We start from the raw sequence: 26,065 nt of genomic DNA on the forward strand, positions 1-26,065 counted from the left end.
CGCCCACTCAGGCCCGGCGGTACGCGACACGTGGTGGCGGCAGTTGGTGGACGCCGGCGATGGTGATCGCCCCCAACGCGCCCGTCGTCCCGGTCACCTCGTAACCGAACCGGTCCCCGGTCATCGCCGCCGAACTGGTGCCGAGGTTGAGGCTGGTGGCGACGCCGGTGCTGCTGGCCCGCAACGTCGGCGGGGTGACACCGTCCGTCTGCCACACGTGCCCGTACCAGTGCCAGCCGGCGGGCAGCACCACGGGGACGGTCAACACCGACTCCTGGACGCCCACGGACGTGACGCCGACGCTGCCGAAGTCGGCGATCGGGCCGAGGACCGCGGGACGACCGGTCGCCGGATCGTGGGCGTAGACGCCGTGCCGCATCACCCCGGTGCCCGCCACGGTGACCTCGACGCACACCCGGTCGACCGGGGTGGGCTCCGCCAGGTACACCGGGTGCAGCAGGAGCGACTGGTAGGCGCCGGTGTAGGTGACGTCCTGGGTCGGCCCGGCGAGGGGGAGGAAGTAACTGCCGCGCGGGCAGGTCGCCCCGGGTAGCGGCCCCACCCGTGCCGGGCCGGGCTCGGCGCGCCACATCCCGTACCCGGTGGGGACCGTCATGCCGTACGAGATTCCGGTGACGGCGACCCGGTCCGGGACGGTGAGGTTCGTCGGGCCGGCCGGGACGAGCAGCCGGTGGAACAGCTGGGGCGCCGCCATCTGGGTCTGGGCGACGGCGTCGACCCGTTCGATCATCACGAAGTCGTGGGTGGAGTCCGACACGACGATCTCGGTGGCCGTCGACGGCGGTGCCAGGTAGCGCCGGTAGGCGGTGCCGGTCACGGATTCGCCGGCCTCGAGGGTGCGGCCCCACACCAACTGCGGGTAGTTCTTCTTCAGGCTGGAGCTGATGAACCAGCCCTTGGCCGTGGTGTGCCGGGCCCGGATCTCGGGCACGCCGTCGGCGACCGGCAGCAACCCGACGGCGATGCCCCACTGCTGGACCTGGCTGCTGTTGACCACCCACTGGGTCATGCTGCTCGCCGGCGTCAACCTGTTCGTGAGGGTCGCCGGGGTGATGTCGGTGAGGGCGGGCAGCGTGTCGATGTTCGCCCACACCGACCAGTTCAGGCCGCCGGCCGTGCCCACGTTCGGCATGAACTGCCGGCGGGTGCCGCCGGCCACCGGGGTGAGCGGATGGCACTGGGTCACCCCGGCGTTCAGTGTGAACCGCTCCAGCGCGGCCACCGTCTGTTTGACCAGCAGGCCGCCCTGTGACCAGCGGTAGACGTTCGAGACGCGGCACAGGGACGGGATCCGCGACATGATCGTGGCGATCGGTGTGCCGATGTTCGCCCGGGCGGTGTCGATCATTCCCTGGTAGGACGGGATCAGGTAGGACTCCCGGATGGTCAGCTCCTGCCCGGTGAACCGGCCGTCCGGCAGGGGCCGTCCGTCGAGTTCGACAGCCACCGTGTGGGAGTGGGTGGCCGGGCGGATCTGCACGTCGGGCGTCAGGCCCGTGATCGGCACTGTGGTCGTGTGGGTCGCCCCCGAGAGGTGGGTGAGTGGCGCGGCCGGCTTGACCCGGGCGCCCTGCGCGATGCCGTCGACGATCGTGTACGGGTTGCCGAAGAGCAAACTGTCCGCGTTGGTGATGGCCAGCAGGGTGAAGGTGCGTGTCCCGTCGGTCCACTGCGAGCCGACGTCGACAGTCGTCTTGCCGTGGTTGGTGACGACGATCTGGTTGCCGACGTTGTAGCCGTGGTTGCCGCCGACGTACGACCAGCCGGTGTTGATCGGGCAGTTGTCGTCGGAGGTGTCGTGGATCTTCGTCCCGACGGCGGACATCACCGGCCACACCTGGGCGTCGGTCGCGGTCGAGGGCACCAGGGTGACCTGGGGGAGACCGGAGTGCCACATGCCGACCATCGCCTCGGCGTACGCGAGGTTGGCGGGCATGACCAGGTCACGGGTGCTGTCGAAGCGCGACCTGACGGACATCAGAGCGTTGAACCGGTAGACGATCAGCTCGGGCATGGTCCACCTCCACCGCGAACGCACTGACGACGAACCTCACTGTGGGCCGTCGGGGCGGGGGTGGCCATTTTCGGTCAGCACTCGGACAGGGTGAATTTGCCGCCGTCGCCGTCACGCGACACGTGTTCACTCGATGAACAGGTGTTCTGGCGTAAACGGGGGGTTTCATGCGCATCTTGATCACCGGCGGAGCCGGTTTCATCGGGTCCAACCTGGCCCGCGCCGCGATGGTCGAGCCCACCATCGGTGGGGTCACCGTCCTCGACGACCTCTCGGTCGGGCTGCGGGCCAACCTCGACGGTCTGGACGTCGAGCTGATCGAGGGCTCAATCCTGGACCCGGCCGCCCTGGACGCCGCGATGGCGGGCCGCGAGGCGGTGGTCCACCTGGCCGCGCTGCCCAGCGTTCCCCGTTCGCTGAGCGACCCGTTGGCCTCCCACCACGCCAACGCGACAGGGACTCTGATGGTGCTGGAGGCGGCGCGGCGGCACCGGGTCGCGCACGTCCTCGTCGCCTCCTCGTCGTCGGTGTACGGCATGAACCCGGCGCTGCCCAAGACGGAGCTGACCTGGACCCGACCGATGAGCCCGTACGCGGCGAGCAAGCTCGCCACCGAGGCGTACGCACTTGCCCACCAGGCGTCGTTCGGGTTGCCGACACTGGCCTTCCGCTTCTTCAACGTCTTCGGCCCGGGCCAGCGGCACGACCACGCGTACGCGGCAGTCATCCCCCGTTTCGTGCACGCCGCCCTGCGCGACGAACCCGCTGTGGTGCACGGCGACGGGACGCAGTCGCGCGACTTCACCTACGTCGGCACGGTCTGCGACGTCATCATCGACGCGCTGCGCCGCCGGGTACACCATCCGCACCCGGTCAACCTCGCCTTCGGCGCCAGGGCCAGCCTGTTGCGGGTCCTCGACGAGCTTGAGTGGTTGTGCGGCGGGCCGATCGCCCGCGAGTACGCGCCGCCGCGGACCGGCGACGTCGCGCACTCCCTGGCCGACAACGCCACGCTGCGGCACCTGTTCCCGGACGTCGCGCCTGTCGCCCGTGCCGAGGGCCTGCGCGCGACAGTCGAGTGGATGGCCGGCCGGTTGGACGCCGAGCGTGCCGTAGCCGCCGCACCTCGGTGACCCGGGCAGCGAGTCGGGCCGTACCGGAGCCGGTGGCCCCGGTGGCGGCGGTCCCGGCCGCCGCGCCACCTGCCGGCACCACTGTCGCGCCCGTCGCGCCGGCCCCGGCGGCCCCGGAGGCGTCGAAGGACCGGGACCGCACGGTCACGGTGGGCATCGCCGCCGCGATGGTGGCGAAGGGTATCGGCCTGGCCGCCCCCCTGGTCATCACCCCGGTGTGCTTCCGGTTTCTCGGCGACCAACGGTACGGCCTGTGGATGGCGGTCACCGCCCTCACCGGGATGGCGTGGTTCGCCGATCTGGGGCTGGGCAACGGGCTGCTCACCCGGCTCAGTCACCTGGCCGACGACCCCCGGCAACAGGCCCGGGAGGTCTCCAGCGCGCTCGCCACCCTCGGGGTGGTCGCGGTGGCGCTGCTGGCGGCTCTCGTGCTCGTCGTCCCCGTGGTGCCCTGGGCCGCGCTGTTCAACGTCAGTGATCCGGGTGTCGCCGCGGAGGCGTCCGCCCTGGTCCTGCTGTGCTTCGGCGCCTTCGTGGTCAACATCCCGCTCTCGCTGATCCAGCGGATCCAGTACGCCCGTGGCCAGGTGGTGCAGAGCAACGTCTGGCAGTCGGCCGGGGCGCTGGCGGCCATGGCGGCCGTGCTCGGCGCCATCGCCGCCGGGTGGCGGCCACTGGCGGTCATCGCCTGCGCGGTGCTGGCCGTGCCGGTGACCAACCTGCTCAACTGCGTGACCTACTTCTGGTTTCAGGATCGGGGGCGGCGGCCGGGTCCGAAACTCGTGCACCGGGCCACCGCCGTCGGTCTGCTCCGGCTGGGTCTGCGGTTCTTCGCGCTCACCACGATGTCGGCGATCGCGCTGAACGTGGACAGCCCGCTTGTCGCGAACGTCCTCGGCCCCACCACGGCGGCGCACTACGCGGTCGTGGGGAAGCTGTTCGGCGTCCTCTCGATCTTCGTCGGGCTGGTCGGCATGACGGTCTGGCCGGTCAACGGCGCCGCCCTGGCGCGGGGCGAGGTGGCCTGGGTGCGTCGCAACACGCGTCGCATGGTGCTGCTCTACGGGGTGATCGTGGGGACGGTCGGGGTCGTGCTCGTTGTCTACGGCCATCGGCTGATCGACCTCTGGGTGGGCGGCATCGACCGCACGGAGATCCCGGTCACCGTCCTGATCGGCCTGGCGATCTGGTCCCTCCTGATCGCGGTCGCCTCCCCGCTGATCCTGGTGCAGAACAGCATCGGGCTGCTCCGGCCACAGTTCGTCGGCTGGGCCACGTTCCTGCTGCTGGCGACCGCGCTCAAGATCTGGGGGCTGCGGCAGTTCGGGCTCGCCGGTCTGCCGGCGGCGGCCTGCGTCGCGTACGTGCTCACCATGTGGCCTGCCGTGCTGGTGGGGTACCGGCGGGCGCTCCGCGGGGGAGCGTCGACGTGACCGGGCAGTGCCGGGTGCTGCGGGTCGTCGGCGAGCTGAACTTCGGCGGCACCGAGATGCGGACCGCCGAACTGCTGCCCCGGCTGTCCGCGGCCGGCGTCCAGGTGCACCTGGTGACGCTCAGCGACTGGGTCGGTCCCGGCCCGCTGGCCGGCGTGGTCGGCCGGCACGGCGGCTCGGTCACCCCGATACCGCTCGACCTCCGCTTCGCCACCCGCTTCCTGCGCCTGCTGCGGCGGCTGCGGCCGGACGTGGTGCACGTCGACTGCGCCAACTTCTCCGGGGTGCTGCTCGTGCTCGCCGCCCTGTGCGGTGTGCGCGGTCGCGTCGCCCACTTCCGGGGGGACGACAACCAGCACCGCAACCTGCGCCGACGTGTCTTCCGCTGGATCTGCAAGCGGCTGCTGCGCATCTCCGCCACCGACATCCTCGGGGTCTCGCCCAGCTCGCTCACCTTCGCCTACGATCCGCACTGGCGCGACGACCCCCGCTGCCAGGTGGTCCTCAACGGACTCGACCTGGACCGGCTGCGCCGCAGCAGCCAGGACGACCTACGGGAGCTGATCGGTGCACGCCCGGCCGAGTTGGTCTGCGTCAGCGTCGGCCGGGCCTCGCCGGAGAAGCGGCGCTGGCTCCTGCCGCCGATCCTCGCCGAGCTGCGGGCCCGGGGAGTGCAGGCCCACGCCGTCCTCGTCGGGCCGGGCGACGACGCCGACGACGAGCGTGTCCGGGCGGCGGCAGTCTCCGCCGGTGTCGCCGACCGGGTCCACCTGCTGGGTCCGCGCGACGACGTGGGCGGGCTGCTGAGCCAGGCCGACGTGGTGGTGCACCCCTCCTGCCTGGAAGGGCTGCCCGGTGGCGTGCTGGAGCCCGTCGCGTTGGGCGTCGGCACGGTGGCCGCCGACCTCCCGGGCGTGCGCTTCATCGACGAGCACCTGCCCGGCGTGAGCATCGTCGACACCGATGCCGCGCCGCAGCGGTGGGCGAACGCGGTGTGCGCGGCGGCGTCGTACACCGAGGGGACCTCGGCCTCGGCGGCGGCGGAACGGTTCACGCGCAGCGTCTTCGCCATCGACACGGCGGCCACCACCCACCTGACGATCTACCGACGGTGGGCGTCGGCAGGCCCGCACCGCCCGGTGCCACCCCGGCCGCCGGCCTTCTCGACACGGGGAGAGAAATGAACGATCAGACAACAGTGATCGGCCGGCAACCGCGCCCGGACGCGCGCTCGACCGGGCCTGCTGACCGGGCGCGTCCGCTGCTCGTGGGCGCGTACGCCTTTCCGCACGGGGATGCCACCTCCAACCGCCTGTTGCAACTCGCCCGTTCCGCCGCGCCCGACGGCGCGCACACGCTTGTCGTCAACGACTGGCCCTGCGAGGTGGCCTTCCCCGCGGGGCAGCCCGGCGTTACCGGCATCGACCTGGTCACCATGCGGATCCGGGGTCGGCACCACCTCACCCGCGCGTCGGCCCGGCTGGCCCGACCGCTGCGGGTGCTGCGGGCCGTCCGCCGCGTCGGCCTGGGTCGCGGTGGGGTGAGCGTCGTGCTGCTGCCGATGGCCCTGCTGACCCTCGGCAACTGGGCGACCCTGCGCCTCGTGCTGCGTTGCCCGGTCGTGGTGGACGCCAGCGAGCGCCACGATCGACACCAGTTCCGCCGGGGCTGGCTCACCCCGTACTTCGTCCGGCATCGCTGGTCGACGTTCCTGGCGACCCGGCTCGTCGGTCGGGCCACGGCGGTCTCCACCACGCTTGCCGACTACCTGACGGGCCACGGCCTGGACGTGCTGGTGGTGCCGCCGCAGGTGGACTGCGACGAGTTCCGGGCGCCGCAGCCGCCCCCGATCAGCCACGGCCTGCGCCTGCTCTACGCGGGCACCCCCGGGCGCAAGGACATGCTCGACGTGATCCTGCGGGGGATCAGCCGGCTCGCCCCGGAGCACCAGCGGCGGGTGAGCCTCACCATCGCCGGTGTCAGCTCCGCGGACGCCGCCGCCCACTCGGACCTGGACGTCGGCGTGCTGGACGCGGTCTCGGCCGACGTGCGGTTCCTCGGTCGCGTCCCGCGCGAGACAGTGCTGACCCTGCTGTCGGAGTCGCACTTCTCGATGCTGGTCCGCCCCACCGGCGGGTACGCGGCCAACGGGTTCCCGTCGAAGGTGCCGGAGAGTCTGGCCGCCGGATGCCCGGTGCTGCTCAACCACACAAGCGACCTGTCCGCCTACGTGCACGACGGGGTCGAGGGCCTGGTGCTCGACGGCAACGGCCCGGACGATGTCCGGTTGGCGATCGAGCGGGCACTGCGGCTGCGGGACGAGGAGTGGACGGCGATGAGCGGGGCGGCCCGGTCGCGGGCCCGGGAGTCGTTCGACCACCGGGCCTGGCGGGACCGGGTGAGCGCCTTCGTGACGGCCGGCCGGGGCACCTGAGCCGACGCCCGCCGGCCGGGGCTACTGAGCCGACGGCCGTCGGCCGGGGCACCTGAGCCGACGCCCGTCGGCCGGGGGTTCGCGCGGCAGGCCGTTCCCGGTTGCCGCCGTCGGCGGGCTCTAGCGCAGCAGGGCCGCGGGTCGGCGCGGCACGCCGTCGTCGAACACACCGGCCCGCTGCTGGCGTGCCTCCGCGTGGGGCAGGTCAGCGCGGGCGGCGACGTTCCGGTCGGCCGGCTCCCGCTTCTTCGGCAGGTGCAGCAGCGCGGCGGCGACCACGGTCCAGAACACGTACGGGTAGGTCTGGCCCGTACCGAACATGGCCGACTCGGTGACCTGGATCAGCAGGCCGGTGACGACGAGCCAGACGAGACCCGCGTCGGCCCGGCGCACCGGGGCCCGCAGCACGACCCGCCCGGCGGCCACCAGCAGCAGCACCAGTGGCACGACCGCGGCGAGGCCCAGCTCCAGCAGGAGCTGCAGGTAGCTGTTGTGCACCACGCTGACGCCGACGGTCCCGAAGAACTCGTCGGCGCTGGCCAGCTCGAACAGGTGGTTGCGTGACGCGTACCCGAAGCCCAGCGTGGGTCGGTTCTGCCACCACAGGTCGATTGTCGCCTGCCACATCTGGGTCCGGCCGTTGGACAGGTCGCCGCCGGTGGGGTCGGTGAAGCGCAGGACGAACTGGCGCATCCAGGGCGCGGCGAAGATGGTGGGCAGCAGGTTGAGCAGGTGTGCCACCAGCAGCAGGGCGGTCACCCCGGCGGCCAGGCGGACCATCCGGCCGAGCCCGTAGCGCAGCACGAGCCAGAGCGCCCCGACGAGCACGGCGATCAGCGCGGTGCGCGACTGGGACAGCAGGAGGCTGGCGGCGGCCGGCACCATGCCGAGCAGAGCGACGTGCCGCCGGGACTGCCGGTAGACCGCCCAGCCCAGCGGGATCGCCAGGGCGCAGACGATGCCGAGCATGTTCGGGTTGTTGTAGAGACCCTGGAACCGCGTGACGCTGGAGGTCGCGGCCATGAGCGTGCCGTCGGCGAACCCGATGCCGAGGCTGACCACGATGGACGCGGTGAGGACCAGGTAGACCACGCGCAGGTCGGCCATCATGACCGCACGATCGGGCCACCGACGCCGGATGAGTACGTGCACCAGGGCAGCCAGCAGCAGCAGCGCCACGCCCCGCTGGATGGTCTCCATCGGAACCACCGACCAGGCGAAGCTCACCGTGGCGAGGCCGCCCATCGCCCAGAGCGCGGCGACGAACACGCGGGTCCAGACATCGGTGCGTGCCGGCGTCCGGCCCGGTAGGCAGAGCCCCCAGAGGACCAGGCCGGCGACGGCCGCGTACCGGGGATAGAAGCTGGCCTCGACCAGCGTCGGCACGTTGGACGAGGCGCACACCAGGAGGCCCATCGTCAGGGCCAGCATCCACCGCCAGCCGTCCACCCGCCGGCTGAAGGCGAGCAGCAGCACCAGCGCCACCAACCCGGTCGCCACCAACGGGACGTTGATGGCGGCGATGGTGGTGACCACCACGAGACACGTCGCGCCGACGAGCAGGCCCAGTTGGCCCATCCGGTTTCCCACGTGATGCCCTTCGAAGTCCGGCCGCAGGCGTTGCCGGCGGTCGTCGGGTGGACCGCCCTCAGCGAGGCGCGTCCTGTAGGCCCGGATGGGCCGGTTCGACAGCCCAGCGGGCCCTGGCGGCGTGCATCGCCCGGATCATGTCCGGCCAGTTCGGCGGTCGGTACCCGGTGGCGTGGGCGAGGGCGTCCGCGTTCATCGAGCGGTCGCAGACGAACTCGTCGTCCGGCACGATGTCGCCGGGCCACCCGTACACCTCGGCGATCAGGCGGAGCAGGTCGTACTTGGCGATCGGCTCGGCGGCCACGTGGTACAGCCCGGTCAGCTCCGCCCGGGGCAGGATGACCGTACGGAGCAGTCGGGCGAACTCGACTGTCGTCACGCCGCTGTAGATGGCCCGGGTGAAGCCGCGGACCTGCCCCCGCTGGGAGAGGAACCAGTCCACCAACGAGCGGTTCGTGACCAGCTCATGGCCGATGATCGACGTGCGGAGGGTGAGCGCCGAGACCCCGCGCGCCTCACCGAGCAGCTTGGACCGCCCGTAGAGGTCGGGTGGATCCGGCAGGTCGTCCTCGACGTAGCCGCCCCGCCGGCCGGAGAAGACGCAGTCGGTGCTGACGTGGATCAGGCGGCTGCCGAGTTCCCCGCAGGCGTCGGCGAGCAGATGGGGGAAGAGCGCGTTGAGCGTGACCGTCTGCACCGCGTCCTGCACATCCGGCCGTTGCTTGATCACACCCACGCAGTTGACCACGACGTCCGGTCGCAGGTCGTCGATGAGCTGCCGGACCTGACCGAACCGGGTCGCGTCGACGGCCGGGGTGATCCGGGCGAGCAGGCGCTGGGGATACCACCCCGCGCGGTCCTCGATGCTCCGGGCGACGCCGTGCACGTCGAGGTCGGGATCGTCGCTCAACTCACGGATGACCGCGTGGCCGAGCATGCCGGTGACGCCGACGACGAGGACCCGTCGCGCCGGGCGCGGCTCCTCCTCACCGGGGCCGCTGCGTCGGCGGGGGACCAGCTCCGGCCGCCGGCCGGCGGTACCGGTGCTCATGCCGTTACGACCGCCGCCGCTGCGGCCTCGACCTGCGCCCGCACCTCGGGCAGCGTCAGCAGCAGCGCCTCGATCTCCGGTACGGACAGCCGCCGGGCGTTGTGCGAGTGGAAGTCGGCCAGGTTGCCGCTCTCGACGTCGCCCTCCTCGAAGTAGAGGGAGTAGTTGAGGTCGCGGCTGTCCACCGGCACCCGGAGGAACTCGCCGAGATCCTCGACGTGGGCCAACTCCTCGCGGCTGGCCAGGGTCTCGTACAGCTTCTCCCCGTGCCGGATGCCGAGCACGTTGAACTTCGCCGGGACCCGGAACAGGTTGCACAGCGCGGTGGCCAGGTCGCCGATGGTGCAGGCGTCGGCCTTGCGGATGAAGACGTCACCCGGCTGGCCGTACCGGAAGGCGTGCTCCACCAGGTCGACCGACTGCGGCAGGGACATCAGGAACCGGGTCATCGACGGCTCGGTGACCGTCGGCAGCCCGCCCCGCAGGATCTGGTCGATGAACAGCGGGATCACCGATCCGCGCGAGTACATGACGTTGCCGTAGCGCACGCAGCAGACCCGGGTACGGGCTTCGGGATTGTTGCGGGAGTGCGCCTGCGCGACCTTCTCCATGAGGGCCTTGGTCATGCCCATCGCGTTGACCGGATAGACCGCCTTGTCGGTGCTCAACAGCACCAGCGCCTCGACGCCGACACGCTCGCAGGCGTCCACCACGTTCGCGCTGCCGAGCACATTGGTGCGGACGGCCTCCAGCGGGAAGAACTCACAGGAGGGGACCTGCTTGAGAGCCGCGGCGTGAAAGACGAATTCCATTCCCCGCGCGGCCTTGAGCACACTGTCGTAGTCCCGGACGTCGCCGACGTAGTAGCGGACCCGGTCGTCACCGAGGCGGTGCCGCATCGCGTCCTGTTTCGACTCGTCGCGGCTGAGTACGCGCACCTCGGCGGCCCCGGCGTCGAGCAGTCGGGAGACCATCGTCTGGCCGAAGGATCCGGTGCCACCGGTGATCAGGAATCGCCGGTCCGAAAGCGAGGAAACCACATCTTCTCCTGCCTGTTTCCCGGGGCGCCATCCTCGGGAATCGGATTCTCGTCGAACGCGACCCTACGCTTGCACAAGAGACGCCGTGACCTCTTCCGCTAAAAGGAATTCGGGTCGCGTTCGATATTCATGGATGCCTTGTCGACAAATACGCGAACATCGCTCGGCGTTGCCGAAGTAGCCGTTCGGCCCCCCATTGTCGACGCGCCGACAGTCGTTAGCGCTAAAGACGGAGTTGGTGCTCAGGAAAGGTGGTATGCGTACTCCATGCCAAAAGTTGCTCTCCACGCGGCGCACACGCGCGCTGGTGCTTCCGGCCTGACGACCGGTCGGGAAACACCTCGGGACGGCACTTCGACACGGCGACCGTACGATCGCTGGAAGCGGCTCCTCGACGTCGTCGGCGCTCTTCTCGTCCTGCTGCTCGGCGCTCCCGTGCTGGCTCTGGTGGCCCTGGTCGTGCTGCTGGCGCACGGGCGTCCGGTGCTGTTCCGGCACACCCGCCCCGGGCTGCACGGCAAGCTGTTCGACGTGGTCAAGTTCCGGACCATGCGCCACCCGGACCCGGACCGGGGGCTGGTCAGCGACGCGGATCGCCTGACCCGGGTGGGCCGCTGGCTGCGGGCCAGCAGCCTCGACGAGTTGCCGGAGTTCTGGAACGTGCTGCGGGGCGAGATGAGCGTGGTCGGCCCCCGCCCGCACCTCGTCCGCTACCTCAGCCTCTACAACCCCGAACAGGCCCGACGGCACGACGTGCGACCGGGCATCACCGGGCTGGCCCAGGTGCGCGGCCGCAACGCGCTGGACTGGGGCGCGAAGTTCACCTACGACGTCGAGTACGTCGACCGTCGGTCCTTCCTGCTGGATCTGAGGATCGTCCTGACCACGGTCTGGGTGGTGCTCAGCCGCCAGGGAATCTCCGCGCCGGGCGCGGCCACCTGGCACGAGTTCACCGGCAACCGGCCCGCGCAGGCGACCGCCGAACACGACTCCGCCCAGCGGCGATGAACCGGGTCCTGCTCCTGGGCGCCGGTGGATTCCTCGGTGGGCACATCCGGACGGCGCTGGCCGCCCACACCACCGTCCGGTCGATCACCCGCGCGGAGTGTGACCTGGTCCGGATCGAGCTGCGTGACCTGACCGCGCTTGTCGCCCGCGAGCGACCGGACGTGGTGGTGACGGCGGCGGGTCGGATCGTCGGGTCCGGGTACGACTTCGTCCAGGCGCACGTCGTCGCGACCGCGAAACTGATCGAGGCGGTGGCCGCCGCCGCCCCGGGAGCCCGCCTGATCCGGATCGGCTCGGCCGCCGAGTACGGCACCGTGCCGCACGGCCTCGCCGTCAACGAGGAGTACCCGGGCACACCCGTCAGCGAGTACGGGCTCAGCCACCTTGCCGCCACCCGGTTGGCGGAGCTGGCGGGCGGGGCCGGCCGACTCGACACGATGGTGTTGCGGATCTTCAACCCGGTCGGGCCGGGAATGCCGCCGGGCAACGTGCTCACTCGGGTGACCGCGATGGTGAGGTCGGCGGTCGCCACCGGAACGGGGGAGATCGCCGTGGGCCTGCACGACACGTACCGGGACTTCGTCGACGTGCGGGACGTCGCCGCGGCGGTCCTCGCGGCGGCGCGCTGCCGGCCGGGGCCCGCGCGGGTCTTCAACGTGGGCAGCGGAAAGGCGGTGGCGACGCGCGACGTCGTCCAGCTGCTGGCCGAGGTGTCCGGCTTCACCGGTGGCATCCGGGACGGCAGCTTCGCGCCGGATGCCAGCCGCTCGGCCGCGGTGCCCTGGATGTGCGCCGACATCGAGCGCGCGAACCGGGTGCTCGGGTGGGCGCCCGCGTACGACCTCGGTGAGTCGCTGACCACGCTGTGGCAGGCGGACGGTGCACAGTCCGCCCGCTCCGTCGCCGGCTCAGCGGCGAGGTGAGGCCCATGCGGATCGGCCTGCTCACCCAGTGGTTCGACCCGGAGCCGGGTGCTGCCGCGCTCCCCGGGATGCTCGCCCGGGCCCTCGCCCGCCGCGGACACGAGATCCAGGTCCTGACCGGCTTCCCCAACTATCCGACCGGGGAGTTGGCCCCCGGCTACCGGGTGACACGCCGCCTCGACGAGGTCGACGGGACCACCCGGATCCGCCGGGTGGCCCTCTATCCCAGCCATGACCGCTCCGCGCTGCGCCGGATGGCGAACTACGGCTCCTTCGCCGCCTCCGCGCTGGTCTCCGGCACGTCGGCGCTGCGCGGCCTGGACGCGCTCTGGGTCGGGAACTCACCGATCAGCGTCGCCCTGCCGATGTGGTTCACCAGGTACGTGCAGCGGGTGCCGGTGCTGCTGCACGTCCTGGACCTGTGGCCCGACAGTGCGCTGGCCAGCGGCTTCATCGGCACCGACCGGGTGTCGCGGATGATCGAGCGGGGGATGGCCGGCTGGTGCGGTGGGATGTACCGCAGCGCCGGCCGGATCGCGTACGTCTCGCCCGGCGCCGCCGACCTGCTCGCCAGCCGGGGCGTACCCCGGGAGAAGCTCGTCCACATTCCGGTGTGGGCCGACGAGACGCCGCGGACGGGCGCCGCCGATCTCCGCGCGGAGTTCGGGCTCCGCGCGGACCAGGTGGTGCTCGTGTACGCCGGCACGCTCGGCGAGGCGCAGGGGCTCGATTCGCTCATCGAGGCCTGCGCCCGGATCCGCGACCCGCGGCTGGTCTGCCTGATCGCCGGCTCCGGCACCACCGAGGAGCGGCTCCGACGGCGGGCCGAGGAGGCGAACGCGACACACGTGCGTTTCCTCGGACGGGTGCCCCGGGAGCGGATGCCCGCGCTGATGGCCACCGGCGACGCGCACTACGTGAGCCTGCGACCCGGGGGCATGTCGGCGTACACGATGCCGAGCAAGGTGCAGGCCACCCTCGCCGCCGGGCGGGCTCTGCTGGTCGCCGCGGAGGGGGACGCCGCCGCCGTCGCGCGGGACAGCGGTGCCGGCATCACCGCCCGACCAGGTGACCCCGACTCGATCGCCGACGCCCTGCGGGAACTCTGCGACCTGGGCCGGGAGAAGCTTGAACTGCTCGGTCAGGCCGGTCGGGAGCACTACGACCGGGTCTTCTCCGTCGCCGCCGGCGCCGAGCGGGTCGAGCGGGCGCTGTGCGAGGCGGTGGAGAGCCACCGAAGGCGCTGACCGGGATGTTTGGTCAACGCCAGTCGTCGCCCGCCGCGAGGCGCTGACTCAGCAGCGCCTCCAGCGGCATGGACTCACCGTCGCGGCCACCCCGGCCGATCACCAGCGGCGGTGGGGACGGCTCGGGTGCCGCACCGAGCAGCAGCGAACGCAGGCTGGCCGGCACGGTCAGCAGGTAGAAGCGCCCCCGGGTGTCGACCGCCCGGGTGCGGGTCCGATCGACGTACCAACCGGTGAGGCCGGTGCGGTAGTGGTGCCGGCCGTCGTAGGACGTCGCGCTGAGCCGCACCGGGCGCAACCCGCGCCCGGTCGCCTCGGCGGCGAACCGTGCCACCAACGTCGCCGCCGTGGCCTGCTCGGCGGCGCGGACCCGAGCGTCCGCGTCGGCGTGCGCGCGGACCGCCCGTTCCCGCCGATCCCGCCAGTCCTGGTCGTCGCCCGCCACGGCAGCCACGGTACGCGACAGCACTCGGTCGAGGAATCACACCGCCACGCGAGCGGATGTCTCCGCGTTCCGCGCCGGCCGCTTCCCGCGCCGCCCCGATCGCTCCAGATCTTGGACAGTTTCCGTTCCGCCAGAACGGAAACTGTCCAAGATCTGCTGAGTGGGCGTCCCGGTCAGGCCAATCCGGCCCGGCGCAGGGCCTCCGCCATCGCGTCATTGGCCGGCGCCGGTGCGCCCTGCCGCTGTCCGCCGCCGCGACCGCCCTGCTGTCCGCCGCGACCGCCCTGCTGTCCGCCGCGATCGCCCTGCTGTCCGCCGCGACCGCCCTGTCCGGCGCTGCGACCACCCTGCGGGCCGCCGGATGCGCCGGGGCCGCCTCGACCGCCCTGCGGCGCGCGCTGTGCCGGGCCCCGACCCTCCTGGCCGGTCCGGCTGCCGCCACCACCAGCGGCGGGGGGTTCGTCGTCCAGGCGCAGGGTCAGCGAGATCCGCTTGCGGGGTACGTCCACGTCGAGCACCCGGACCTTGACCACGTCGCCGGACTTCACCACCTCGCGGGGGTCCTTCACGAAGGTCCGGGACATCGCCGAGACGTGCACCAGACCGTCCTGGTGCACCCCGACGTCGACGAACGCGCCGAACGCGGCCACGTTGGTGACCACGCCCTCCAACACCATGCCGGGCGTCAGGTCGCCGATCTTCTCCACCCCTTCGACGAAGGTGGCGGTGCGGAACTCCGGGCGGGGATCCCGGCCCGGCTTCTCCAGCTCGGCGAGGATGTCGGTGACGGTGGGGAGGCCGAACCGGTCGTCGACGAAGTCGGTGGCCCGCAGCCCGCGCAGGATGCCGCTCTTGCCGATCACCGAGCGCAGGTCCTGCCCGGTGGTGGAGAGGATGCGGCGCACCACCGGGTACGCCTCGGGGTGCACGCTGGAGGAGTCCAGCGGGTCGTCGCCGTCGGGGATGCGCAGGAAGCCGGCGCACTGCTCGAACGCCTTCGGCCCGAGCCGGGCCACCTTCTTCAGCTCGGTACGCGAGCGGAACGGCCCGTTGGCGTCCCGGTGCAGCACGATGTTCTCGGCCAGGCCGGCGCCGATCCCGGAGACCCGGGTCAGCAGAGGCGCGGAGGCGGTGTTGACGTCCACCCCGACCGCGTTGACGCAGTCCTCCACGACCGCGTCCAGCGACCGGGACAGCTTCACCTCGGACAGGTCGTGCTGGTACTGACCGACCCCGATCGAGCGCGGGTCGATCTTGACCAGCTCCGCGAGGGGGTCCTGGAGGCGGCGGGCGATCGAGACCGCGCCGCGCAGCGACACGTCCATCCCGGGCAGCTCCTGCGAGGCGTACGCGGACGCGGAGTAGACCGACGCGCCGGCCTCGGAGACCATCACCTTCGTCAGGTTGAGCTGCGGGTGCCGGGCGATCAGGTCACCGGCGAGCTTGTCGGTCTCGCGGGAGGCGGTGCCGTTGCCGATCGCGATCAGCTCCACCCCGTGCGCCCCGGCCAGCCGGGCGAGGGTCTCCACCGACGCGTCCCACTGCCGACGCGGCTCGTGCGGGTAGATGGTGTCGGTGGCGACCACCTTGCCGGTGGCGTCGACCACCGCCACCTTCACGCCGGTCCGCAGGCCCGGGTCGAGGCCCATGGTGGGCCGGGTGCCCGCCGGCGCGGCGAGCAGCAGGTCCCGCAGGTTGGTGGCGAAGACCCGGACCGCCTCCTCCTCGGCCGCCTGCCACAGCCGCATCCGCAGGTCCGCGCCGAGGTGGATGAGGATCCGGGTACGCCACGCCCAGCGGACCGTGTCGGCCAGCCAGCGGTCGGCCGGGCGGCCCGCGTCGGACACCCCGAACCGGCCGGCGATGGCCGCCTCGTACCGGGTCGGGCCGGTCGGTACGGCGTCCGCCTCGCCCGCCTCCTCCGACTCCATCGTCAGGTCGAGCATGCCCTCCTTCTCGCCCCGGAACATCGCCAGGATCCGGTGCGAGGGCAGCTTCGGGTACGGCTCGGAGAAGTCGAAGTAGTCGGCGAACTTGGCGCCGGCCGCCTCCTGACCCTCGCGTACCCGGGAAACCAGACGGCCTCGCGACCACATCTGCTCGCGCAGCGTGCCGATCAGGTCGGCGTCCTCCGCGAAGGTCTCGATGAGGATCGCCCGCGCGCCCTCCAGCGCGGCTGCCGCGTCGGCGACACCCTTCTCCTCGTCGACGAACCCGGCGGCGGTGGCACGCGGGTCCTGGGTGGGGTCGGCCAGCAGCGACTCGGCCAGCGGGGCCAACCCGGCCTCGCGGGCAATCTGCGCCCGGGTCCGCCGCTTCGGCTTGTACGGGAGGTAGATGTCCTCCAGCCGGGACTTCGAGTCGGCGGCTATGATCTGCGCTTCCAGGGCCTCGTCCAACTTGCCCTGGCCGCGGATCGACTCCAGCACCGCGGCCCGCCGCTCGTCCAGCTCGCGCAGGTAACGCAGCCGCTCCTCCAGGGTGCGCAGCTGGGTGTCGTCGAGCAGGCCGGTGGCCTCCTTGCGGTAGCGGGCGATGAACGGCACTGTGGCGCCGCCGTCGAGCAGGTCCACGGCCGCCCGCACCTGACGCTCGGCCACGCCGAGCTCGTCGGCGATCCGCTGATGAACAGACTGGGTCACGATCTCGATCCGCCTTTGGGAGTGGGTACCGCCCTGCATTGTGCCGGGCGACCCCGGCCGCTGTCGCCGCGCCCGGCCGGGACGAGCCCGGGACGGCCCCGCCGCGCCTGCGCTAGCGTGGCGATCATGGAATCTGCTGCGGAGCCGCGCGCCCGACGGCTCTTCGGCGGCAGCGCCCGGGCCCTCGGCGACCTCACGGCCAACCCGTTCCGCGCCGACCGGGACCGGATCGTCGGCTCGCCGTTCTTCGCCCGCCTCGGCGGTGTCACCCAGGTGATCAGCCCGGTCGGCTCCGGGCTGCTGGTGCACAACCGGCTCACCCACAGCCTCAAGGTCGCCCAGGTGGCCAGGGCGGTCGCCGAGCGGTTGAACGACGACGAGCGGTGGCGGGACCTGCTGGACAAGCTCGGCGGCTGCGACCCCGACGTGGTGGAGGCGGCGGCGCTCGCCCACGACCTCGGCCACCCACCGTTCGGGCACCTGGGGGAGCGGGTGCTGGACCGGCTGGCCCGCCAGCGCCTCGGCCTTCCCGACGGTTTCGAGGGCAACGCCCAGTCGTACCGGATCGTCACCAGCACCGAGATCCGCGGCGCGGCCACCACCGGGCTGGACCTGACCGCGGCGGTCCGCGCGGCCATGTTGAAGTACCCGTGGACCCGCCTGGACCATCCCGACCCGCACCCGCGCACCATGGACCCGCCGCCACGCGGCGCCACCCCACCACCGGACGACCCGGACAGCGGCTCGTCGAAGTTCGGCGCGTACCGGACCGAGCTGGACGACCTGCGGCAGGCCCGCGAGCCGTTCGCCGGTCGCATCCCGGACTGGCAGCAGACCGTGGAGGCGTCCGTGATGGACACCGCCGACGACATCGCGTACGCCATCCACGACGTGGAGGACTTCTACCGGGTCGGTGTGCTCCAGCAGGGTTCGGTCTCCGCGGAGTTGATGGCCTGGCAGCGCGAGAGCGGGCACTTCCGGGCGATCACCGACGCGGCGCTGGTCACGGCGGCCCGGCGACCCGGGGCGGCGATCGAGCGGCTGCGTCGGCAGCTGCACCGAAAGGACGCCTGGATCGCCGACGACGACGCGTTCGCCGCCGCCGTCGAGCACGTCCGCGAGGAGCTGGTGGACGGGCTGCTCGCGATGCCGTTCGACGGCTCGATCGAGGCCGAGCAGTACGTGGCGCGGTTCTCCGCCCGCTGGTCCACCCGCTTCGTCGAGGCGATCACGGTCACCGACCAGCCGTCGGTGCGCTCCGGGCACGTGCTGCTGGGCTGCGCGCAGTGGCACGAGGTGCAGGTGCTCAAGTTCGTCCACCACCGGTTCGTGCTGGCCCGCCCGGATCTCGCCCTGCACCAGCGCGGCCAGGCCCGACTGCTGGGCACCCTGGTCGAGGCGCTCTGGGAGTGGCTGCTCGACCCGGAGGAGGAGTCCCGGCTGCCCCGCCGGCTGCACGACCTTGTCGAGTTGGCCGAGGCGGAGCTGCACCCGCGTACCCCGGACCGGATCGGTCGCGCCCGGGGGCGGGCCATCGTGGATTTCGTCGCCCAGCTCACCGACGGTCAGGCGGTGGCCATGCTGGACGCGCTCTCCGGCCGGTCCGGCGCGCTCTGGACCGACGCGTTCGTGCTCTGACCCGACTGAGGCGCCGGCGTGAGTCAGGCGACGGCCTGCCACCAACCGTCGACGGCGGGTGGCTCGTCGACCACGACCCGCTCGCCCGGGCGGGGCACGGCGAGCCGCACGTCGCGGGCCTTCGCCTCGGCCCACAACCTGTCGACCGGCTCGGACCAGTCGTGCAGGGCCAGGTTGAACGTCGCCCAGTGCACCGGCACGAACAGCCCGCCGCGCAGGTCGAGGTGGGCGCTGACCGCCTCCTCCGGAAACATGTGGATCGTCGGCCAGGCCCGGTCGTACGCGCCGATCTGCATCAGCGTCACGTCGAACGGCCCGTGCTCGGCGCCGATCTCCGCGTACCCGTCGAAGTAGCCGGAGTCGCCGGTGTAGAAGACCTTGCGGCGCGCCCCGGCCACCACCCACGAACTCCAGAGCGTGCCGTCGCGGCGCAACCCGCGACCGGAGAAGTGCTGGGCCGCGGTGGCGGTGATCTCCAAGCCGGCGACCCGGTGCGACTCGGACCAGTCCAGTTCGATGATCCGCTCGGCGGGTACGCCCCAGCGGTCCAGGTGCGCGCCCACGCCGAGCGGCACCAGGAACGGGGCGGACTGCCCGACGAGCAGCGCCCGCACGGTGGCCATGTCGAGGTGGTCGTAGTGGTCGTGCGAGATCAGGATGGCGTCCAGCGGGGGCAGCTCGTCGATGCCCACCGGCGGCTCGTGCAGCCGGCGCGGGCCGACCAGGCCCGAGGGCGAGCACCGCTCGCTCCACACCGGGTCGAGCAGCACCCGCCGGCCCTCGATCTCGACAAGCATCGAGGCGTGGCCGTACCAGACGATGTTGAGCTCGTCGGCGGTGTCGGCGGCCTCCGGCGCGCCGGCGCTGGGGCGCAGCAGCGGCACGGCCGCGGTGGGACGCCGCTTCTGCTTGCCGAAGATCAGCTCGCGGAGCAGGTTGCGCCCCGGCTCGGCGATCATCGTGCGGGTGCCGGCCCGGTTGTGGAAGGTGCCCTCGCGGAACTGCGGCGAGCGGGCCGCCCGCTCGGCCCGCGCCCCGCTGAGCCGGCCACCCAGCGCCGCCGGCACATCCCGGGCGACCCAGGCCAGGCCGGCCAGTGCGGCCAGGCCAGCCGCGCCCCGCATCCGCCGCCCGAGCGACCGTTCGACGTCCGTGCTCTGCGCTCGTGCCATTGCCGTCCCTCCGACGTGTCCGCCCTACACGGTAGTCACCCGGACCGACCCGTGCCTCGGTGGTCGCCACGCCGGGTCGGTCGCCAGCAACGGCGACCGACCCGGGACGGGACGCAGAGCGTGCCTCAGCCGCCGTTGCTGGGGCGTCGGGCGGTGATCCGGAACGTCTTGCCCACGCCCGCGATCCGGTCCACGGCGGCCAGGAACCTGGGGCCCATGGCGGCCCGGGCCTGCACCGCCGGGTGGGTCGCGCCGAAGTCCTCCGGGTTGGCCTGCCCGTCGGCGAAGAGCGCGTAGGTGAGCACCGCCGCGCCGGAGCGGTCGAAGATCACACCGGCCTCGTGCCGGGCGTCGCCGTACCAGCCGGCCTTGGTGGCGATCCGGGCCCGCTCGTCGGAGGACATCGTGCGCCGGATGCCGTCGGTGAACGCCACCGGGGAGCGCAGGATGCCCAGCAGGTACGTCGTCGAGGCGGGGGAGAGCAGCGTGCCGGCGACCAGGGCGCGCAGCAGGTCGTGGGTCTCCCGGGGGGTGCTGGTGCCGAGGAAGAACCGGTTCGGGTTGGCCACCGGCTGGACCTGGGTGTTCGGGAAGCCCTTGGCGACCAGGATGGAGTTGATCTCGGCGGCCGGGGCGACCAGCCCGCACAGCCGCACCGCCGTGTCGTCCGAGACGGTCAGCAGGTTGGCCAGCACGTGCCCGATGGTCACCAGGCTCGGGTACGCGCCGTCCAGACTGAAGATGCCGTCGCCGCCCGGAACGACGATCGCCGCGCTCACCTCGACCTGCTGGTCCAGGGTGAGCAGCCCCCGGTCGACCTTGTCGAGCACCGCCGTTGCGACGGCGATCTTGTTGACGCTGTACGCCTCGATCCGCCGGTCCGCGTCGGCCTCCACAGCGACCACCGGCGTGCCCGCCGGGTCGGCGACGCTGACGTACGCCTGCCAGTTGCCGCCGGCCTCGGCGCTGTGCTTGGTGAAGACGGAGGCGACCCGACGGGCGGCCCGAGCGGGGGTTGTCGGCGCGGCCTCGGTGGTCTCGGCGGCGCTCGCCGGGGCGGCGGCGCCCAGCACCGTGCCGGCGGTGGCCACCGTGCCCAACCCGAGTGCGGTCCTGCGGTTCAATCGCATCGTGAATCGTCTCCCCGATCGTGGTGCGCCGGAGCGCTTGCCAGCCCACCACCCTAGGCGAGTTGATCGACGCATGATGCCCCCGGAGTGTGTTCCGAACAAGTCCGAACAGGTCAGTCGAGCCGTCGGCGCAGTGCCGCGCTCACCGCACCGACCGGTCGGATCACCAGTTTCCGCAGGTCGGGCAGGTGTCCCCCGCGTACCGCCTCGCCGGCCGGGTTCGCAGCGAAGACGCTGCCGTCGTGCGCGGCTACTGAGCGTCCACTCAGGCCGGCGAGCCGCATCAACGGTCCGACGAGGACGTCGTAGACCCCCGGCAGGACGGTGAAGCCGGCGCGCAGCACCACGTTGAGCCGGCCCACCGAGACCTCCCGGCGGGGCCGGTCCACACAGTCCACGATGGCCCGGGCCACCCGCTGCGGAGTGGTGACCGGCGGCGGAGGTCGCCCGATCCGGCCCAGATAGTTGGCCGCCTGCTGGTACACCGGAGTGTCCACGCTGCCCGGGTTGACCAGACACAGCCGGATCTCCGGGCTGTCGCGCAACTCCTGCTGCACCGTCCGGACCAGCCCCTGCAATCCCCACTTGCTCGCCACGTACGCGCCCATGTAGGGCGCGGTGACGTGGCCGAGCAACGAACCGGTGAGGATCACCGTGCCGGCCCCGACGGCCCGGAAGTGCCGCAGCGCCACCCGCACCGAGCCGGCCGCGCCGAGCAGATCCGTGCGTACCACCTGGTCGAAGACCCGCCCGGGCAGCTCGTCGAAGCGCCCGTAGGCCATCACCGCCGCCGTGTGCACCCACACGTCGATGCGGCCGAAACGGTCGATCGCCGCGCCCGCGAGCGCGTCCAGCGCACCCGGCTCGGTCACGTCGGTCGGCACGGTCAGCACGTCGACGTCGGCGCACTCCGCGCGTACCTCGGCCAGGGTCGTGGTGGCGCGGGCGGCGAGGACCAGGCGGTCGCCGCGTTCGGCGAACGCCCGGGCCGCCGCCCGGCCGATCCCGCTGCTCGCGCCGACGATCACGACCACCCGGCTCGCGGCGCTCATGGTTCGAGCACGACCTTGATGCAGCCGTCGTCCTTCTTCTGGAACATCTCGTACGCCTGCGGCGCCCGGGCCAGCGGCACCCGGTGGGTACGCAGGTCCTCCACGCCCAGCGGATCGTCGTCACCGGCGAGCAGCGGCAGGATCTCGTCGGTCCACCGGCGCACGTGACACTGCCCCATCCGCAGCTGGATGCCCCTGTCGAACATCTCCATCAGCGGCATCGGGTCGGCCTCGCCGCCGTACACCCCGGAGACCGAGACGGTGCCGCCGCGGCGGACCCCCTTGACCGCGGCGTGCAGGACCGACAGCCGGTCCATGCCCGCCCGGTCGGTCATCGTCTGGGCCAGCTTGTCCGGCAGCAGCCCGACCGCAGCGTGGGCGAGCTTGCCCACCGGTGAACCGTGCGCCTCCATCCCGACCGCGTCGATCACCGCGTCCGGGCCGCGCCCGTCGACCAGGTCGATGAGCGCGTTCGGCACATCGGACAGCTTGCTGACGTCGAGCACCTCGATGCCGTGCCGGCGGGCCAGCTCCAGCCGCTCGGGCACCAGGTCCAGCCCGATCACCCGGCCCGCGCCGAGATGACGGCCGATCCGTGCGCAGAACTGCCCCACCGGGCCCAGCCCGAAGACGGCCAGGGTGCCGCCCGGTGGGGTGTCCGCGTACTTCACCGCCTGCCAGGCGGTGGGCAGAATGTCGGACAGGTAGAGGTAGCGCTCGTCAGCGCCGGTCTGCGGGATCTTGATCGGCCCGAAGTGGGCCTGCGGGACGCGCAGGAACTCGGCCTGCCCGCCCGGCACCGAACCGTAGAGCGAGGTGTAGCCGAACAGGGCAGCGCCCTTGCCCTCGCTGGTGACCTGGGTGGTCTCACACTGGGCGTAGAGCTGCCGCTCGCACATCCAGCAACTGCCGCAGGCGATGTTGAACGGCACCACCACCCGATCGCCGGGCTTGAGCCCGGTCACCTCGGACCCGACCTCCTCGACGATGCCCATCGGTTCGTGGCCCAGGACGTCACCCGGCTTCAGGTACGGCCCGAGCACCTCGTACAGGTGCAGATCGGACCCGCAGATCGCGGTCGAGGTGATCTTCACGATCGCGTCGGTCGGCTCCTCGATCCGGGGATCCGGGACGTCCTCGACCCGTACGTCTCGCTTGCCCTGCCAGGTGAGCGCCTTCATGTCCCTCGTCCCCTCTCACTGCCGTCTCGCAAGACTGCTACCCGGGCACGGGCACTTGAACCGGCTGCCTGTCCGTCTCGCTGTTGCCTCTCGGCCTTGTCTCGTGCTCCTGCCTCGGGCCTGTCGCTGCGACCAGAGACCAGACCGCCAGGAGGGCAAACGCCAAGACCGCCGTACCCCGGAACGCGGGATACGGCGGTCTTGGTGGACGTCAGGAACCGGGGGTGTTGTTGGCGCCCTTCGCGGTGGCCGTGAGGTAGTCACGGTTGAGGCGGCCGATGGTGTTCAGCGGGATGCCCTTCGGGCAGGCCGGGGTGCATTCGCCGGCGTTGGTGCAGCCGCCGAAGCCAGCCTCGTCGTGCGCGTCGACCATGCCGATCACCCGGGTGTAGCGCTCGGGCTGGCCCTGCGGCAGGAGCGAGAGCTGGGTGAGCTTGGCGGCGGTGAAGAGCATGCCGGAGCCGTTCGGGCAGGCCGCCACGCAGGCGCCGCAGCCGATGCAGGCCGCCGACTCGAAGGCGGCGTCGGCGTTGGCCTTGGCCACCGGGGTGGAGTGGGCTTCGGGCGCGCTGCCGGTCGGGGCGGTGACGTAGCCGCCGGCTGCGATGATCTTGTCGAAGGCGCTGCGGTTGACGACCAGGTCCTTGACGACCGGGAACGCGCTGGCCCGCCACGGCTCGATGTCGATCGTCTCGCCGTCCTTGAACTGCCGCATGTGCAGCTGGCAGGCGGTGGTGCCGCGCTGCGGCCCGTGCGCGTCGCCGTTGATCATCAGGCCGCACATGCCGCAGATGCCCTCGCGGCAGTCGTGGTCGAACGCCACCGGGTCCTCGCCCGCGAGGATCAGCCGCTCGTTGAGTACGTCGAGCATCTCCAGGAACGACATGTCCGGGGACACGTCGTCGACCGGGTAGGTCACCATCCGACCCTTGTCCTCAGGGCCCTTCTGGCGCCAGATGCGCAGGGTCAGGTTCACTTGTAGCTCCGCTGCGTGGGGTGGACGTATTCGAAATTCAGGTCTTCCTTGTGCAGCACCGAGGGCTCACCGGTGGCGGTGAACTCCCAGGCCGCCACGTACGCGAACCGGTCGTCGTCGCGCTGCGCCTCACCGTCGGGGGTCTGGTGCTCGGCCCGGAAGTGGCCACCGCAGGACTCCTCGCGGTGCAGGGCGTCGATGCACATCAGCTCGGCCAGTTCGAAGAAGTCGGCCACCCGGCCGGCCTTCTCCAGCGACTGGTTGAGCTCCTCGCCGGTGCCGGACACCTTGACCCGCTGCCAGAACGCGTCGCGCAGGTCGCGGATCTCGCCGATCGCCTTGCGCAGCCCGGCCTCGCTGCGCTCCATGCCGCAGTGTTCCCACATGATCTGGCCCAGTTCCCGGTGGAACGAGTCCACGGTCCGGTCGCCGTTGACCGCGAGCAGTCGCTGGACGCGGTCCTCGACGTCGGTGCGCGCCTCGACCGCCGCCGGGTGGCTGGCGTCGACCTTCTCCAGCGGACCGGAGGCCAGGTAGTTGGCGATGGTGGTGGGCAGCACGAAGTAGCCGTCGGCGAGGCCCTGCATGAGCGCCGAGGCGCCGAGCCGGTTCGCGCCGTGGTCGGAGAAGTTCGCCTCACCGATCACGAACAGGCCGGGGATGTTCGACTGGAGGTCGTAGTCGACCCAGAGGCCGCCCATCGTGTAGTGCACGGCGGGGTAGATGCGCATCGGCACCTCGTACGGGTCCTCGCCGGTGATCCGCTCGTACATCTCGAAGAGGTTGCCGTACTTGCCCTCGATGGCCTTGCGGCCCAGCCGGTTGATCGCGTCGGCGAAGTCGAGGTAGACGCCGAGCTTCGTCGGCCCGACGCCCCGACCCTCGTCGCACACGTTCTTCGCGGCGCGGGAGGCGATGTCGCGGGGGACCAGGTTGCCGAAGGAGGGGTAGATCCGCTCCAGGTAGTAGTCCCGCTCGTCCTCCGGAATGTCCTTCGGGCTGCGGTCGTCACCCTTGGTCTTCGGCACCCAGACCCGGCCGTCGTTGCGCAGCGACTCGCTCATCAGGGTCAGCTTCGACTGGTGGTCGCCGGAGACCGGGATGCAGGTCGGGTGGATCTGCGTGTAGCACGGGTTGGCGAAGTACGCGCCCTTGCGGTGCGCGCGCCAGGTGGCGGTGACGTTGCAGCCCTTGGCGTTCGTGGAGAGGTAGAAGACGTTGCCGTAGCCGCCGGAGGCGAGCACCACGGCGTCGGCCATCTCGGTGCTGATCTCGCCGGTGACCAGGTCCCGGACGACGATGCCCCGGGCCTTGCCGTCCACCAGGACCAGTTCCAGCATCTCGTGCCGGGCGTTCATCTCCACGTTGCCCAGGCCGATCTGCCGTTCGAGGGCCTGGTACGCGCCGAGCAGCAGTTGCTGGCCGGTCTGGCCCCGGGCGTAGAAGGTGCGCTGCACCTGGGCGCCACCGAAGGAGCGGGTGTCCAGCAGGCCGCCGTACTCGCGGGCGAACGGCACCCCCTGGGCGACGCACTGGTCGATGATGTTGACCGACACCTCGGCGAGCCGGTGCACGTTCGACTCGCGGGAGCGGAAGTCGCCGCCCTTGACGGTGTCGTAGAAGAGCCGGTGCACGGAGTCGCCGTCGTTGCGGTAGTTCTTCGCGGCGTTGATACCGCCCTGCGCCGCGATGGAGTGCGCGCGGCGCGGGCTGTCCTGGTAGCAGTAGGACTTGACGTGGTAGCCCTGCTCGGCCAGGGTCGCGGCGGCAGAGCCGCCGGCCAGGCCGGTGCCGACCACGATCACCGTCATCTTGCGGCGGTTGGCGGGGTTGACCAGCTTGGCCTCGAAGCGCCGGGTCTCCCAACGCTTCTCGACCGGGCCGGCGGGAGCCTTGGTGTCGGCGATCGGGTCGCCCTCGGTGAAGAGTTCCATG

At 71.9% G+C, this 26,065-nt stretch carries 20 protein-coding genes; 8 read left to right on the forward strand and 12 right to left on the reverse strand.

Annotated elements, in window-relative coordinates:
* Positions 1–7: 7 nt before the first annotated feature.
* Positions 8–2,035: a hypothetical protein gene (locus ACQP0U_RS10160; RefSeq protein WP_433317823.1), complete on the reverse strand. Its 2,028-nt coding sequence runs from the start codon at positions 2,033–2,035 to the stop codon at positions 8–10.
* A 167-nt stretch (positions 2,036–2,202) separates the two neighbouring features.
* Between ACQP0U_RS10160 and ACQP0U_RS10165 the strand changes: the two genes are divergently transcribed.
* Genes ACQP0U_RS10165 through ACQP0U_RS10180 form a run of 4 tightly spaced genes read left to right on the forward strand, consistent with a single transcriptional unit; the run spans position 2,203 to position 7,035 of the window.
* Positions 2,203–3,168 carry an NAD-dependent epimerase/dehydratase family protein gene (locus ACQP0U_RS10165; protein WP_433317825.1) on the forward strand — a complete coding sequence of 322 codons (966 nt, stop codon included), beginning with the start codon at positions 2,203–2,205 and terminating at the stop codon, positions 3,166–3,168.
* On the forward strand, positions 3,165–4,601 hold the full coding sequence (locus tag ACQP0U_RS10170) for a lipopolysaccharide biosynthesis protein (RefSeq protein ID WP_433317827.1): 1,437 nt from the start codon (positions 3,165–3,167) through the stop codon (positions 4,599–4,601). The genes ACQP0U_RS10165 and ACQP0U_RS10170 overlap by 4 nt, the downstream gene beginning before the upstream one ends.
* Positions 4,598–5,785: a glycosyltransferase gene (locus ACQP0U_RS10175; protein ID WP_433317829.1), complete on the forward strand. Its 1,188-nt coding sequence runs from the start codon at positions 4,598–4,600 to the stop codon at positions 5,783–5,785. Before ACQP0U_RS10170 ends, ACQP0U_RS10175 begins: the two co-directional genes overlap by 4 nt.
* A complete protein-coding gene (locus ACQP0U_RS10180) occupies positions 5,782–7,035 on the forward strand; it encodes a glycosyltransferase (protein WP_433317831.1) in 1,254 nt (417 codons plus the stop codon). Before ACQP0U_RS10175 ends, ACQP0U_RS10180 begins: the two co-directional genes overlap by 4 nt.
* Before the next feature lie 120 nt (positions 7,036–7,155).
* Here the strand turns inward: ACQP0U_RS10180 and ACQP0U_RS10185 are convergent, their stop codons facing one another.
* From ACQP0U_RS10185 to ACQP0U_RS10195, 3 genes are all read right to left on the reverse strand, one after another.
* Positions 7,156–8,613 (reverse strand): O-antigen ligase family protein, encoded by a 1,458-nt coding sequence (locus tag ACQP0U_RS10185; RefSeq protein WP_433317833.1) that lies wholly within the window; start codon positions 8,611–8,613, stop codon positions 7,156–7,158.
* Positions 8,614–8,683: 70 nt separating this feature from the next.
* The gene (locus tag ACQP0U_RS10190; RefSeq protein ID WP_433317835.1) at positions 8,684–9,676 is read right to left on the reverse strand and encodes a dTDP-4-dehydrorhamnose reductase family protein; all 993 of its coding nucleotides are present in this window, start codon (positions 9,674–9,676) and stop codon (positions 8,684–8,686) included.
* Positions 9,673–10,716, reverse strand: coding sequence for a polysaccharide biosynthesis protein (locus tag ACQP0U_RS10195; protein ID WP_433317836.1), 1,044 nt, complete (start codon positions 10,714–10,716; stop codon positions 9,673–9,675). The genes ACQP0U_RS10190 and ACQP0U_RS10195 overlap by 4 nt, the downstream gene beginning before the upstream one ends.
* A gap of 435 nt (positions 10,717–11,151) precedes the next feature.
* On the opposite strand from ACQP0U_RS10195, the gene ACQP0U_RS10200 reads away from it, so the two are divergent.
* From ACQP0U_RS10200 to ACQP0U_RS10210, 3 genes are read left to right on the forward strand one after another with little or no spacing between them, the layout of a single operon-like run.
* On the forward strand, positions 11,152–11,724 hold the full coding sequence (locus ACQP0U_RS10200) for a sugar transferase (RefSeq protein WP_433317838.1): 573 nt from the start codon (positions 11,152–11,154) through the stop codon (positions 11,722–11,724).
* On the forward strand, positions 11,721–12,647 hold the full coding sequence (locus tag ACQP0U_RS10205) for an NAD-dependent epimerase/dehydratase family protein (RefSeq protein ID WP_433317840.1): 927 nt from the start codon (positions 11,721–11,723) through the stop codon (positions 12,645–12,647). The genes ACQP0U_RS10200 and ACQP0U_RS10205 overlap by 4 nt, the downstream gene beginning before the upstream one ends.
* Positions 12,648–12,652: 5 nt before the next feature.
* A complete protein-coding gene (locus tag ACQP0U_RS10210; protein WP_433317842.1) occupies positions 12,653–13,894 on the forward strand; it encodes a glycosyltransferase family 4 protein in 1,242 nt (413 codons plus the stop codon).
* A gap of 13 nt (positions 13,895–13,907) precedes the next feature.
* On the opposite strand, the gene ACQP0U_RS10215 is transcribed toward ACQP0U_RS10210, so the two are convergent.
* On the reverse strand, positions 13,908–14,339 hold the full coding sequence (locus ACQP0U_RS10215) for a hypothetical protein (RefSeq protein WP_433317844.1): 432 nt from the start codon (positions 14,337–14,339) through the stop codon (positions 13,908–13,910).
* A 173-nt stretch (positions 14,340–14,512) separates the two neighbouring features.
* On the reverse strand, positions 14,513–17,020 hold the full coding sequence (locus ACQP0U_RS10220; RefSeq protein WP_433317846.1) for a Tex family protein: 2,508 nt from the start codon (positions 17,018–17,020) through the stop codon (positions 14,513–14,515).
* A gap of 87 nt (positions 17,021–17,107) precedes the next feature.
* Between ACQP0U_RS10220 and ACQP0U_RS10225 the strand changes: the two genes are divergently transcribed.
* Entirely contained in the window at positions 17,108–18,619 is a 1,512-nt protein-coding gene (locus ACQP0U_RS10225) for a deoxyguanosinetriphosphate triphosphohydrolase family protein (protein ID WP_433317848.1), read from the forward strand.
* Between the two features lie 23 nt (positions 18,620–18,642).
* Here the strand turns inward: ACQP0U_RS10225 and ACQP0U_RS10230 are convergent, their stop codons facing one another.
* The 6 genes from ACQP0U_RS10230 to ACQP0U_RS10255 form a co-directional block, all read right to left on the reverse strand.
* Positions 18,643–19,791: an MBL fold metallo-hydrolase gene (locus ACQP0U_RS10230; protein ID WP_433317850.1), complete on the reverse strand. Its 1,149-nt coding sequence runs from the start codon at positions 19,789–19,791 to the stop codon at positions 18,643–18,645.
* 125 nt (positions 19,792–19,916) lie between these two features.
* Complete coding sequence (locus ACQP0U_RS10235) at positions 19,917–20,921, reverse strand: serine hydrolase (protein WP_433317852.1); 1,005 nt, start codon at positions 20,919–20,921, stop codon at positions 19,917–19,919.
* A gap of 113 nt (positions 20,922–21,034) precedes the next feature.
* Positions 21,035–21,973: an SDR family NAD(P)-dependent oxidoreductase gene (locus tag ACQP0U_RS10240; RefSeq protein ID WP_433317854.1), complete on the reverse strand. Its 939-nt coding sequence runs from the start codon at positions 21,971–21,973 to the stop codon at positions 21,035–21,037.
* Positions 21,970–23,154 carry a zinc-dependent alcohol dehydrogenase gene (locus ACQP0U_RS10245; RefSeq protein WP_433317856.1) on the reverse strand — a complete coding sequence of 395 codons (1,185 nt, stop codon included), beginning with the start codon at positions 23,152–23,154 and terminating at the stop codon, positions 21,970–21,972. The genes ACQP0U_RS10240 and ACQP0U_RS10245 overlap by 4 nt, the downstream gene beginning before the upstream one ends.
* A 211-nt stretch (positions 23,155–23,365) precedes the next feature.
* On the reverse strand, positions 23,366–24,130 hold the full coding sequence (locus ACQP0U_RS10250; RefSeq protein ID WP_282307401.1) for a succinate dehydrogenase/fumarate reductase iron-sulfur subunit: 765 nt from the start codon (positions 24,128–24,130) through the stop codon (positions 23,366–23,368).
* A complete protein-coding gene (locus tag ACQP0U_RS10255) occupies positions 24,127–26,064 on the reverse strand; it encodes a fumarate reductase/succinate dehydrogenase flavoprotein subunit (RefSeq protein WP_433317858.1) in 1,938 nt (645 codons plus the stop codon). Before ACQP0U_RS10255 ends, ACQP0U_RS10250 begins: the two co-directional genes overlap by 4 nt.
* Between the last annotated feature and the right edge of the window lies 1 nt (position 26,065).

Origin of the sequence: Micromonospora sp. CA-269861, from assembly GCF_050948505.1 — a bacterium.
Classification (GTDB): Bacteria; Actinomycetota; Actinomycetes; order Mycobacteriales; family Micromonosporaceae; genus Micromonospora.

Bases quoted from the DNA above. Each gene is read 5' to 3' on its own strand.
- ACQP0U_RS10160 (WP_433317823.1), bottom strand. From the start codon at position 2,035: ATGCCCGAGCTGATCGTCTACCGGTTCAACGCTCTGATGTCCGTCAGG.
- ACQP0U_RS10165 (WP_433317825.1), top strand. From the start codon at position 2,203: ATGCGCATCTTGATCACCGGCGGAGCCGGTTTCATCGGGTCCAACCTG.
- ACQP0U_RS10180 (WP_433317831.1), top strand. From the start codon at position 5,782: ATGAACGATCAGACAACAGTGATCGGCCGGCAACCGCGCCCGGACGCG.
- ACQP0U_RS10185 (WP_433317833.1), bottom strand. From the start codon at position 8,613: ATGGGCCAACTGGGCCTGCTCGTCGGCGCGACGTGTCTCGTGGTGGTC.
- ACQP0U_RS10190 (WP_433317835.1), bottom strand. From the start codon at position 9,676: ATGAGCACCGGTACCGCCGGCCGGCGGCCGGAGCTGGTCCCCCGCCGA.
- ACQP0U_RS10205 (WP_433317840.1), top strand. From the start codon at position 11,721: ATGAACCGGGTCCTGCTCCTGGGCGCCGGTGGATTCCTCGGTGGGCAC.
- ACQP0U_RS10210 (WP_433317842.1), top strand. From the start codon at position 12,653: ATGCGGATCGGCCTGCTCACCCAGTGGTTCGACCCGGAGCCGGGTGCT.
- ACQP0U_RS10220 (WP_433317846.1), bottom strand. From the start codon at position 17,020: ATGCAGGGCGGTACCCACTCCCAAAGGCGGATCGAGATCGTGACCCAG.
- ACQP0U_RS10225 (WP_433317848.1), top strand. From the start codon at position 17,108: ATGGAATCTGCTGCGGAGCCGCGCGCCCGACGGCTCTTCGGCGGCAGC.
- ACQP0U_RS10230 (WP_433317850.1), bottom strand. From the start codon at position 19,791: ATGGCACGAGCGCAGAGCACGGACGTCGAACGGTCGCTCGGGCGGCGG.
- ACQP0U_RS10235 (WP_433317852.1), bottom strand. From the start codon at position 20,921: ATGCGATTGAACCGCAGGACCGCACTCGGGTTGGGCACGGTGGCCACC.
- ACQP0U_RS10240 (WP_433317854.1), bottom strand. From the start codon at position 21,973: ATGAGCGCCGCGAGCCGGGTGGTCGTGATCGTCGGCGCGAGCAGCGGG.
- ACQP0U_RS10245 (WP_433317856.1), bottom strand. From the start codon at position 23,154: ATGAAGGCGCTCACCTGGCAGGGCAAGCGAGACGTACGGGTCGAGGAC.
- ACQP0U_RS10255 (WP_433317858.1), bottom strand. From the start codon at position 26,064: ATGGAACTCTTCACCGAGGGCGACCCGATCGCCGACACCAAGGCTCCC.